The organism is Stappia sp. G46H5W, from assembly GCF_058448995.1.
Genome location: NZ_JBZFLL010000002.1, coordinates 953,507 through 963,949, shown reverse-complemented (window position 1 = coordinate 963,949; position 10,443 = coordinate 953,507). Strand labels below are relative to the sequence as shown.

Annotated in this window: 10 protein-coding genes; 3 read left to right on the top strand and 7 right to left on the bottom strand. The window is 66.7% G+C overall.

The window, feature by feature from the left end; genetic code table 11:
* Together ACVJ6E_RS10160 and ACVJ6E_RS10155 are read right to left on the bottom strand one after the other, a co-directional pair.
* A partial coding sequence (locus ACVJ6E_RS10160) for a beta strand repeat-containing protein (protein ID WP_491676439.1) occupies positions 1-1,490 on the bottom strand: 1,490 nt, incomplete at its 3' end.
* 477 nt (positions 1,491-1,967) lie between these two features.
* A complete protein-coding gene (locus ACVJ6E_RS10155; protein ID WP_120268142.1) occupies positions 1,968-2,798 on the bottom strand; it encodes a tail fiber protein in 831 nt (276 codons plus the stop codon).
* Between the two features lie 501 nt (positions 2,799-3,299).
* Between ACVJ6E_RS10155 and dusA the strand changes: the two genes are divergently transcribed.
* Positions 3,300-4,283 carry a tRNA dihydrouridine(20/20a) synthase DusA gene (gene dusA, locus ACVJ6E_RS10150; protein ID WP_120268395.1) on the top strand — a complete coding sequence of 328 codons (984 nt, stop codon included), beginning with the start codon at positions 3,300-3,302 and terminating at the stop codon, positions 4,281-4,283.
* A gap of 66 nt (positions 4,284-4,349) precedes the next feature.
* The gene (locus tag ACVJ6E_RS10145) at positions 4,350-5,180 is read left to right on the top strand and encodes a sulfite exporter TauE/SafE family protein (RefSeq protein WP_120268141.1); all 831 of its coding nucleotides are present in this window, start codon (positions 4,350-4,352) and stop codon (positions 5,178-5,180) included.
* Between the two features lie 4 nt (positions 5,181-5,184).
* Here the strand turns inward: ACVJ6E_RS10145 and ACVJ6E_RS10140 are convergent, their stop codons facing one another.
* The 4 genes from ACVJ6E_RS10140 to cobS all read right to left on the bottom strand — a co-directional run bounded on the left by ACVJ6E_RS10140 (position 5,185) and on the right by cobS (position 8,221).
* Complete coding sequence (locus ACVJ6E_RS10140; RefSeq protein WP_120268140.1) at positions 5,185-5,901, bottom strand: TIGR02281 family clan AA aspartic protease; 717 nt, start codon at positions 5,899-5,901, stop codon at positions 5,185-5,187.
* Positions 5,901-6,083: a DUF1289 domain-containing protein gene (locus ACVJ6E_RS10135; protein ID WP_120268139.1), complete on the bottom strand. Its 183-nt coding sequence runs from the start codon at positions 6,081-6,083 to the stop codon at positions 5,901-5,903. The genes ACVJ6E_RS10140 and ACVJ6E_RS10135 overlap by 1 nt, the downstream gene beginning before the upstream one ends.
* A gap of 53 nt (positions 6,084-6,136) precedes the next feature.
* Positions 6,137-7,309, bottom strand: coding sequence for an alpha/beta hydrolase (locus ACVJ6E_RS10130; RefSeq protein WP_208996651.1), 1,173 nt, complete (start codon positions 7,307-7,309; stop codon positions 6,137-6,139).
* 84 nt (positions 7,310-7,393) lie between these two features.
* The gene (cobS, locus tag ACVJ6E_RS10125) at positions 7,394-8,221 is read right to left on the bottom strand and encodes an adenosylcobinamide-GDP ribazoletransferase (RefSeq protein WP_120268137.1); all 828 of its coding nucleotides are present in this window, start codon (positions 8,219-8,221) and stop codon (positions 7,394-7,396) included.
* Between the two features lie 107 nt (positions 8,222-8,328).
* On the opposite strand from cobS, the gene cobT reads away from it, so the two are divergent.
* Positions 8,329-9,357 (top strand): nicotinate-nucleotide--dimethylbenzimidazole phosphoribosyltransferase, encoded by a 1,029-nt coding sequence (gene cobT / locus ACVJ6E_RS10120; protein ID WP_120268136.1) that lies wholly within the window; start codon positions 8,329-8,331, stop codon positions 9,355-9,357.
* On the opposite strand, the gene ACVJ6E_RS10115 is transcribed toward cobT, so the two are convergent.
* The gene (locus ACVJ6E_RS10115; RefSeq protein WP_208996650.1) at positions 9,354-10,415 is read right to left on the bottom strand and encodes a helix-turn-helix domain-containing protein; all 1,062 of its coding nucleotides are present in this window, start codon (positions 10,413-10,415) and stop codon (positions 9,354-9,356) included. The two genes, cobT and ACVJ6E_RS10115, sit on opposite strands and share 4 nt — an antisense overlap.
* Positions 10,416-10,443: the final 28 nt, after the last annotated feature.

Genomic DNA, 10,443 nt, shown 5'->3' with positions numbered 1-10,443 from the left:
GTGTCGCTGTTGGCGTCGGTCGCGGTGACGGTGAAGTTGGCCGTCTCCGCCGTGGTCGGCGTTCCGGTGAGAGCACCGTTCGAGGCGAGGGTCAGCCCGTCGGGCAGGGCGCCCGCGGTCACCGCATAGGTATAGGGACCCGTGCCGCCGGAGGCGGAGAAGGTCTGGCCGTAGCTGGTTCCGACCTCGCCATTGGCAAGGCTTCCGGCTGCCGGCGTGAGCGCAATGACCACCGGCGCGGCATCGATCTGGATGGAGTAGGCCGCATTGCCGGTGTCGCTGTTGGCGTCGGTCGCGGTGACGGTGAAGTTGGCCGTCTCCGCCGTGGTCGGCGTTCCGGTGAGAGCACCGTTCGAGGCGAGGGTCAGGCCGTCGGGCAGGGCGCCTGCGGTCACCGCATAGGTATAGGGCCCGGTGCCGCCAGAGGCGGAGAAGGTCTGGCTGTGGGCGGTACCCACTTCGCCATTGGCGAGGCTTCCGGCTGCCGGTGTGAGCGCAATGACCACCGGCGCGGCATCGACCTGGATCGAGTAAGCCGCATTGCCGGTGTCGCTGTTGGCGTCGGTCGCGGTGACGGTGAAGTTGGCCGTCTCCGCCGTGGTGGGCGTTCCGGTGAGAGCACCGTTAGAGGCGAGGGTCAGCCCGTCGGGCAGGGCGCCCGCGGTCACCGCATAGGTATAGGGACCCGTGCCGCCGGAGGCGGAGAAGGTCTGGCTGTAGCTGGTTCCGACCTCGCCATTGGCAAGGCTTCCGGCTGCCGGCGTGAGCGCAATGACCACCGGCGCGGCATCGACCTGGATCGAGTAGGCGGCGTTGCCGGTGTCGCTGTTGGCGTCGGTCGCGGTGACGGTGAAGCTGGCCGTCTCCGCCGTGGTCGGCGTTCCGGTGAGAGCCCCGTTAGAGGCGAGGGTCAGCCCGTCGGGCAAGGCGCCTGCGGTCACCGCATAGGTATAGGGCCCGGTGCCGCCAGAGGCGGAGAAGGTCTGGCTGTAGGCGGTACCCACTTCGCCATTGGCGAGGCTTCCGGCCGCCGGGCTCAAGGTGATGGTGACCGGGGCGCCCGCAGAACAGGACACGGTTAGTGTCATCGTTACAGGAACGTCCGGGGCCGATGCCGATTTGTTCACGACGACTTCAAACGCGGCAAACGTCCGGCCCGCCGAGAAGGTATAGGTTCCGGCATCCGAAATGTTGGCGTTGGTCGTTGTCGCGTCGTGGTGATCCCAGTCGTCGAAGTTTCCGACGTAATAGTTGGCGTAGGTGGGGCTGCCCTGGGTGCCGCTGCCGACAGCGCTCCAGGTCACGGTTTCGCCAACGTCGAGGCTGTCATATTCCCGGTAGAACTGAGAGGTGCCGTCCGCCGTGGTGAGCGTTCGGCCTGTACCCCAATCGCTGCTGATCTGCGAACAGGAGGCAGAGAGTGCGTGGGCGTCGATGGTGCCGGCGCACAGAGCGAGCCACACGGTCAGGACAAGGAACGAGAACTGCACAAGCAGCCGGCGTGCCGTTCGAGACCCGGCACAAGTCATTCGAGCGTGAGAGGTGTCGTTCGTGAGCGCTGATGCCGCCCGCGTAAAGGTTGCGGGCTGGGGGGAGCATGGGCCATCTCCTGCTGTCCCATACCTGCTGGTTCCAGTTACCGGCCGTGTGCCCCGCATGCCCTGTCCCGTCAATTTTGAGGATGTATCCTCGTGAGGGCAGCTTTCTGAAATTGCGACGATTATGCGGGCCTTGCGCAATAATCCGGACCTCCGAGGCGATCTTCGTCACGACGGGTGAGTCAGGGGAAAGTGGCCCGCTCCTTAAATCGCTGGACCTCCTTATGGGAGGTGAAAGCGCTTGATCTCGATGCAACCAGAATCTGCAATTCAATCATTTCTTGAAGTGGTTCGGGCGTACGGTCAATGGCGGCGAACCATCGACCGTACAATTTATAGGTGCTGTGTCGTTATGGACGCATAGGATTATTACGGACGCGGCGGATAGAGCCCGTTGATCATGATGCAGTAGGTCATTGCCAGCGATGGCGACTGATTGCTGAAGGTGATGCCGTTACCCGTGTTGCCCACCGTGACGACACCTCCGGTGATGCCCGTCGGAACGGTAAAGCTGACGGGGCCATGGCCGGGGGTGCCGGTCAACTGGACGTCGAGGCCGCTCAGCGGAATGTCTGTCGCTGTGCTGGTGGAGGGAACATAGATGTATGCGGCCTGGGTGCCCGACGACGGAGCCTTGCCCAGATAGGAATCCGCCGCGAGGGTGCCGCCTCCGGTTTCGTCCTTTGCATTGAGTGCCGCGGTAACCCCGAGCGTGCCCGGGCTCCCCGGCACGTTGACCGATACCATGCCTCCGCCAACGCCGGTGAATGTCGCCTGATGATTGTGCGGCGGCAGGTTGGAGACAGTGAGCGTGGTGGTGGGCTGGCCGGACAGGCTGGCGAACGGCTGCGGCAGCAATCCGGCACCTGCGCCGTAGTTGATGATCGCCCGGCCGCGCAGGTCCGGAAGAGCGAACTGGCCGCTCTGCGGAGACCCACCGTACTGGGTGCCGATCAGGCTGTAGAGCGCCTGGTTGCCGTTGATAGCGATCAGCCGCCCATCCGCCGGCAGCCAGTTGTTGGGACACCAGTTGAAGGAAAAGGCACAGACGGAGCCGATGTAGGATTCGTCGTTGCAGGCCATTGCCGGTGCGGTAGTGCCGAGGACGACCATGCCTCCACCAAGACCGAGTGCTCCGGCAAGGCCGAGCGCGGAGAGGCCGTGGGCGACGGTGCGAGGCAGACGAGTTGCGTTCCTCATGCTAATCTCCTTTTGGTTGTGGCGGTCGAATCATGCGTCGTACGCTGGATCGCCGTCTTTTACCCTACGAAATTTCTACTCAAAGTTATAAAGATAAAAATATGCAACCTGCTTGAGCGGGGGGCGGAATGTGCCCGCTCGCAAGTGGCCGAAGAAGTGCCGAAAGAGCCGCGCGGCACGCTTCACGTGGCTGCCGAAGGTTGCAGGCCCGCGGAGGTCGCCGTCCGCGCTCTACCGACCGCGCGCCGCTACAGGTCGCGGGCCTTACACTCCTCGACGATCTCATCGCTCACCTGAAAGCCTGGCCCCTCCCGGGCGACGGAGCGCGCCGATGGCGGATTCCTTGTTTGGTGCATGGGAATCCTATTTGGTACATTGCACCGGGCCAGGGTTGAAATTCGGCGTATTTGGTGCAGAACGAGCGCGAGCGAGACACAAGGAAGCCTTTAAGTGGCTGGAAAGCTGTATTTACCGACGGTCACGCGCCTGGCCGTCGCACCGATGATGGAATGGACCGACCGCAACTGCCGAGCGTTCCACCGTCACCTGAGTTCCCATGCGCTGCTCTATACCGAGATGGTTGCCGCGGCCGCCGTCATTCATGGCGACCGGGAAAAACTCCTTGGCTTCAACGCCATGGAACACGCTGTCGCCTGCCAGCTCGGCGGATCCGATCCGCGCGAACTGGCGCAGGCCGCGCGCGTGGTCGAGGATTTCGGCTATGACGAGGTGAACCTCAATGTCGGCTGTCCGTCCGACCGGGTGCAGTCGGGCCGCTTCGGCGCCTGCCTGATGCGCGAGCCGGAGCTGGTCGCCGAAAGCGTCGCCGCCATGCGCGAGGTCGTCTCGATCCCGGTGACCGTCAAATGCCGCATCGGCGTCGACGACCAGGACCCGGAAGAGGCGCTCGACCGGCTGGCCGACGCCGTCGTGGCAGCCGGTGTCGATGCCTTGTGGGTGCATGCCCGCAAGGCCTGGCTGAAAGGCCTGTCGCCCAAGGAAAACCGCGATATTCCGCCGCTCGACTACGACCGCGTCTACCGGCTGAAGCAGCGCCTGCCGGATCTGTATATCGGCATCAATGGCGGGATCTCCAATCTCGACGAGGCGGAGGCGCACCTTCAGCGCGTCGACGGGGTGATGCTGGGCCGTGCGGCCTATCACGACCCGTGGCTCCTTGCCGATGTCGACCGGCGCCTGCATGGGGCGGAAAACCCCGTTGCCACGCGCGAGGAGGCGGTCGAGGCCTTCCGCCCGTACATCCTGGCGCGGCTCGAAGAGGGCGGCCGGGCGAACCAGATGCTGCGGCACATGCTGGGGCTCTATCACGGCGTTCCGGGCGCTCGGTCCTGGCGCCGGCGGCTCACCGTGGACGCGGTGAAACCGGGCGCCGGCATCGAGGTTCTGGACGAGGCCCTTGCCGAGATTGCCAGTGCCGGACTGGACAAAGCGGCCGCCTTGGGTCAGTTAGAAGCCACGGGGTAGGCGACCGGCTGAGTCCGGCCCGCCCGTCCCCGCTTCCTTCCCGCGCCGCATCCAGTGGGGGCTTTCATGGATTTTTCGTCGATCAACGGCGAGGTCGTCGGCCTCGCGTTTGCCCTTGTTGCGTCGGGCGCCGTCGCCGGCCTGCTGGCCGGCGTCTTCGGCATCGGCGGCGGGGCGGTGCTGGTGCCGGTGCTCTACCAGTTCCTCACCTGGCTCGGCGTCGACGAGGCGGTGCGCATGCACATCTCCGTGGCGACCTCGCTCGGCATCATCGTGCCGACGTCAATCCGCTCCTTCATGGCGCACAAGAAGCGCGGCGCAGCCGACCTTGAGCTGCTGAAGAGCTGGCTTATTCCCGTTCCTGTGGGCGTAGTGATCGCCAGTCTCGTTGCGGCCTATGTCTCCGGCGACGGCCTGAAAGGCATCTTCGCGGGCATCGCCGTGATCGTCGGCCTGCGCATGCTGTTCAACCGCGAGAGCTGGAAGATCGGCAACGACATCCCCGGCAACCCGGTCAGGGCGATCTGCGGCGTGCTGATCGGCTTCTTCTCGGCGCTGATGGGTATCGGCGGCGGCGTCATGAACAACACCTTCATGACCCTCTACGGCCGGCCCATCCACCAGGCGGTCGCGACCTCGTCCGGCACCGGCGTGCTGATTTCCATTCCCGGCGTCATCGGCATGATGTGGGCCGGCTGGGGCGAGCCGAACCTGCCGGCGTTCTCGCTCGGCTACGTCAACCTCCTCGGTGTGGCGCTGATCATTCCGATCACCACGCTGGCCGCACCGTTCGGCGTCAAGATCGCCCACGCCCTGCCGCGCCGCTATCTGGAAATCTTCTTCGGCCTGTTCCTGCTGTCGGTGGCCGCGCGCTTCGCCTGGAGCCTGTGGGGCTGACGGATCACGGCTCCAGGATCAGGCGGTCGCCCTCGACGCGCCAGCTCCGGAGCCGGTCCATCGCCGACATGCCGAGCAGGCTGGTCTCCAACGCGCCGGGATGTGCAACGAAGGCGCGCAGGTCGCGAAGTGTATAATCGCCGATCTGCAGCCGGTCGAGCTGGACCGTCGCGACCTGGGTGCGTCCGTTCGCCGTCGACACCGGAACCGTATAGGACAACGTCGCCGGGTCGATCCCGGCGGCACGCGCATCCGCATCCGTCAGCGTGACCGCCGAAGCTCCCGTGTCGAACAGGAAGTCGACATCGGCGCCGTTGACCTGTGCCGCGATACGGTAGTGGCTGGAACGGTCGCGGATGATGGTGATGGTGCCGGTCTGCGGATCGGTAAGCGCCATGCCGGGAACCAGCGTTCCGACCACGCGGCGGGCAACCACCTCCAGTTCGTCGCGCCAGGCATAGCCGGTGACCAGCAGCGCGCCGAGGGCACCCCAGATGAGCAGGCTGCGCAGCAGCGCCGGCACCTGGCGCGGCGAGGCGAGCATCGATCCGCCGATCACCACGAGCAAGGCCAGCAGCGCGACGATGCGGGGACCGGTTTCGGAATAGCCGCCTTCGTCGCCCGGCATGTCGAAGCCGAACAGGTAAGCGACGATAGCGGTCGCGATCACCGCGATCAGAAGCGCGAGAATAACGAGGCCTGCCGTCTTGCCGCGAAACATCAGCGTGCCTCCGCTGTGGAGGCGGACCGGCCGGCGAGGGAGGCATTGATCGCGCGGCGCTCGGCCTCCGAGAAGCTCGCCCAGCCGGCGATCTCGTCCAAGGTGCGCAGGCAGCCGGCGCAAAGGCCCGTCGCCGGGTTGATCTGGCAGAGGCGGATGCAGGGGCTGTCGCTGCCTGTCATGTCTCTCGTGGGTCCTGTCGTTGCGGTGTGATCCCTATCCCATGTGGGGGATTTCAGCGCCCGGACAAGATCGTGATCGGTGCGGCAAGGATCTTGAGCGGGAAGGTGACTGCCGCCTTGGCCGTGTTGCCGACCACGTCCACGGTCGTCTCCGTCGGTCCGGACTGCTGTCGCAGCTCCAGGGACTGCAGCGCCTGGCCGAGTTCCGGCGCCACCTGGGCAAGCTGGGCGAACTTGCCGTGATTGGCGGCATCGTCCCCCTTTACGTCGGTAAGGTCGACGACGACGGCACCGAGCCTTGCCAGTTCCTCCTCGTCGCCATAGGCGCCGAGCCGCTCGCCGCCGGCAAGCAGGCTGGAGGCCTGCAAGGCCCGGTCGTCGCGGGAGATGAGGATGACATAGGGTCGCTCCGGCTTGCCGGTGCGGCGCAGCTGCGCCTTGAACACGTCGACATCCACATCCGGTGCAGCCATCGCAATCAGGCCGATCTTGTGCGCGGGCAGCGGCTTTCCGGAAATGCGGATCTGGCGGATCGTTTCCGTCAGCACCCAGTTGCCCATCGAGTGGGCCAGCACGTTGACCCGGTCGGCGCTGGAGGCGGCCAGTGCGCGCAAGGTGCGCTCCAGCGAGTCCCGCGCGATCGTGGCGCTGTTGGTGTCATAGAGATAGCCGGTGACATCGCCGCTGGACGCCCAGGTGAACAGCACCGCCACGCTCGGCATGTTGCTGTCGTGCTTCAGCTGCGTCATCCGGTACAGCGCTTCGGGAAAGCGCGTGTTGTAGCCGTGGACGAAGAGGAACACCTCGCGCTTGCCCTTCGGGCGCTTCGCCAGCTGGCGTTCCAGCTCGGCGCTGAAGCCCTTGTCGTCGAGATAGGAGGCCGAGCGCAGTGTGAAGTCCTTGGCCGGGTCGCCCGGCGGGATGGACGGCCATTCGATCGAGCCCGGTTTGTGTTCGGGCGGAACCGAGACAGTGGCAACGGCATGGTCGAGGCCAGCGCCGCGTTCGCCGCTGAACAGGCTGCCGCGTGTCGTGTCGCGCTTGCGGGTGGTGGCGATCAGGATTTCGTGGGCGGTTGCGCCGGGGGCGATGGCCTGTGTCTCGATCAGGCTGCCCGGGCCGGGGCGTCCGGCGCAGGCGGCAAGCACGAGCGCAGCGACAAGCATGACGACCACCGCCGGAGAGGCGGAAACGATCTTGCCGTTACGGGAAGTTGAGCTTGTCACCCTGCAGACCTCATACTCGGAACGGGCCGGCAGCGCCTGCCGAAAGCCGATAGTCTTCTTATCAGCAAATGCGCCGGGATGCAGTCATCGTGCAAGGCAGAAGCCGACAAGCAGGCCGACAAGGGCGACCTGCTGTGTCGCACCGAGCACATCTCCCGTGTGGCCCCCGATGCGCGCGCGCGCCAGGAGCGCGGTGCCGATAGCTGCCGCTGCGGCAAGAAACAGCGCGGCAAAGACCGCCGTAGCGGGGAGAAGGGCAAGGCCGGCAAGCGTGGCGGCAAGACCGAGGGAAAGGGCCAGTGCTGCTGCGCGCGAGGAAGGCTGTCCGCTGGCGGCCGCCAGACCGTCGGGCCGGGCAGGGGCAAGCGAGGTCCACACGCCGACCATGGCGGCGCGCGAGGTGGCCTCGGCGAGGACCAGCAGGAGCGCTGCCGAAGCGGCGCCGAGACGCTCGATCAGCGCTGTGAGAAGCACGGTCCGCAGGCCGACACCGACGATGAGCGCCAGCGTCCCGAAGGCGCCGATGCGGCTGTCCTTCATGATCTCCAGCCGCCGCTCGCGCCGGCTTGCACCGAAAAACCCGTCTGCGACATCGGCGAGCCCGTCCTCGTGCAGAGCGCCGGTCAGCATCATGGCAAGGGCGACGGCAAGGAGCGATGCGGCGAGCGGCGGCAGGTCCGTGAGGCCTGCGAGCATCAGCAGGAGGGCAGGCGGCAGGGCGAGCAGGGCGCCTGCAATCGGCACCAGCCAGGCAGCGCGAGAGAAGGCGGGAAGCTGCGACGGATCGTCCAGCCGGTTGACCACCGGAACGGGCACGCGGGAGAAGAACCGCAGGCAGGCCGCAAGGTCGGCGGCGGAGCGCAGCACGCGGTGCGCGATCCTGTCGCGGGGGACTTCGGCCTCAGGCTTCATTTTTCACTCATCCGACTTTGCGAGCCTGCGCCCGCCGGTTTATAGATCGGCGCCCGCCCGCCGCCAAGATCGTGCGGACTGCCGATACCAGCCGGAGTTTCCAGCCCATGTCCCTTTCGCCGTCCGCGCTTCCCTTCGACGATATCCGCAACCTGGTCCGCCAGATGCCTGGGCCCGACGAGGAGGCGGTGGCGGAGGTGCGCGCGCGCGACGCGCAGCTGACCAAGCCTGCCGGTTCGCTCGGCAAGCTGGAAGACCTCGCCGAGTGGCTGGCCGGCTGGAGCGGCCGCGGCCGTCCCAAGGTCAGCCGGCCGGTCGTCGCGATCTTCGCGGCGAATCATGGCGTTGCCGACAAGGGCGTCTCGGCGTTTCCCGCCAGCGTAACCCGACAGATGGTGGAGAATTTCGCAGCCGGCGGCGCGGCGATCAACCAGATCTGCATCGCACATGATCTTGGCCTGAAGATCTTCGACCTGGCGCTGGACATGCCGACGCCGGACATCACCGAGGAAGATGCCTTCGACGAGGCCAATTGTGCCGCGACCATGGCTTTCGGCATGGAGGCGGTCGCCGGCGGCACCGACCTGTTGTGCATCGGTGAGATGGGCATTGCCAATACCACTGTCGCCTCCGCCCTGCTGGCCGGCCTGTTCGGCGGCACGCCGGGCGACTGGGTGGGGCCGGGAACCGGCGTCGATGCCGAGGGAATGGCCCGCAAGCGCGCCGCCGTCGAGCAGGCCGTTGCCCGGATCGAGGGGACGAGCGATCCGCTGGAGGTGCTGCGCCGGGTCGGCGGGCGCGAGCTTGCCGCCATGGCCGGCGCCGTGCTGGCCGCGCGCCTGCAGCGCACTCCGGTGATCGTCGACGGCTTCGTTGCGACCGCTGCTGTCGCCGTGCTGCATGCGATGGATCCGCGCGCCCTCGATCATTGCCTGTTCGCCCATGTGTCCGCCGAGCCGGCGCATCGCATGGCGCTGGAAAAGCTCGGCAAGGAGCCGCTGCTCGATCTGGGCATGCGGCTCGGTGAGGGGACGGGCGCAGCGCTTGCGGCCGGAATCGTGCGTGCCGCCGCGCAGGTGCATGACGGCATGGCAACGTTCTCCGATGCCGGCGTGTCGGGGAAGGGCGAGAGCTAGGTCTCTCTCGCCTCGGCGCCAGAAAGTCTCGCCCGGACCGCGCTCGGCGTTTCGCCGGTCACGCGCAGGAATTCGCGGTTGAAGTTGGACTTGGTGTTGAAGCCGCTGGCCAACATCGCAGCGGTAACGCTGTGTCCTTCGGAGAGCAGCTTGCAGGCGTGGCGGATGCGGTAGCCGTTGACGTGGCGTGAGACATTTTCGCCGTGCATGCGGTTGATCGCCGCCGAGAGCTGTTTCATCGGAACGTGCAGGCGCCGGGCAAGGCGTGCGAGCGTCAGGTCCGGGTCGAGGCATGCGCCGCCCTGGTCGAGCAGCGCGTCGAGACGCGCCATCAGCGCCCTGTCGGCCTCGCTGTCCACCTCGGCTCCGGCTTCGCCTTCCTGGGAAGCGGTTTCTCCGTTGTCGGTTCCTTCGTCGTCTTCTTCCATCGCTCCAGGGCGCGCTGCAACGAGGCCTAGCAAGCCTACGGCCAGAAGCGCCAACGACGACGTGAGGCTGACCAGCAGCGGGCGCAGCCACGCCTCGCCGGACATCAGCGCAACGGCAATGGCCGTATCGCTGACCGCCGACAGCAGGAGCGAGGCGCCGACCACCTGCCAGATGCGCCGGGGAAGATGCCCGGCCTCGAGCCGCGCAAGCGGCAGGTCCTCTCGGCCCCGCGCCTGAAACAGGATCGCGGCGCCGTAGCCGGCATACAACGCGACGAGAGCAACGTCGGGCAGCCAGTGCAGCGAACCCTGGCCGAGCGGCACGGCAATGGCCGCGGCAAGGGGTGCCACCGCGTGAGGCAGGGCGCCGGGTAGTGCGGGTGCGCGGATCGCCGCCTGCCGGAAGGCGAGATAGGCAAGCGGAGGCACCAGAGAGGCGGTGACCGGCAGCACCGGCTGCAGCGCGGCAAGGCCGTAGTGCTGGACCAGCGAGATGAGGGTGCCCTGCATCGCGGCCGCCCCGAGCAGTACCGGAAAGAGCGAGGGGCCGTCCCGCAGCAGGACGAAGCGGCAGGCCAGGAAAGCCAGCACGAGAGCGACTGCAAGCGGGATCGGCAAGACGAGCATCATGGGGCCTCGGTGAGTCGCATCGGGCACG

Coding starts and splice junctions, on each gene's coding strand:
- ACVJ6E_RS10155 (WP_120268142.1), bottom strand. CDS start 2,798: ATGAGGAACGCAACTCGTCTGCCTCGCACCGTCGCCCACGGCCTCTCC.
- cobT (WP_120268136.1), top strand. CDS start 8,329: ATGTCCCTTTCGCCGTCCGCGCTTCCCTTCGACGATATCCGCAACCTG.
- ACVJ6E_RS10135 (WP_120268139.1), bottom strand. CDS start 6,083: ATGACAGGCAGCGACAGCCCCTGCATCCGCCTCTGCCAGATCAACCCG.
- cobS (WP_120268137.1), bottom strand. CDS start 8,221: ATGAAGCCTGAGGCCGAAGTCCCCCGCGACAGGATCGCGCACCGCGTG.
- dusA (WP_120268395.1), top strand. CDS start 3,300: ATGATGGAATGGACCGACCGCAACTGCCGAGCGTTCCACCGTCACCTG.
- ACVJ6E_RS10115 (WP_208996650.1), bottom strand. CDS start 10,415: ATGATGCTCGTCTTGCCGATCCCGCTTGCAGTCGCTCTCGTGCTGGCT.
- ACVJ6E_RS10145 (WP_120268141.1), top strand. CDS start 4,350: ATGGATTTTTCGTCGATCAACGGCGAGGTCGTCGGCCTCGCGTTTGCC.
- ACVJ6E_RS10140 (WP_120268140.1), bottom strand. CDS start 5,901: ATGTTTCGCGGCAAGACGGCAGGCCTCGTTATTCTCGCGCTTCTGATC.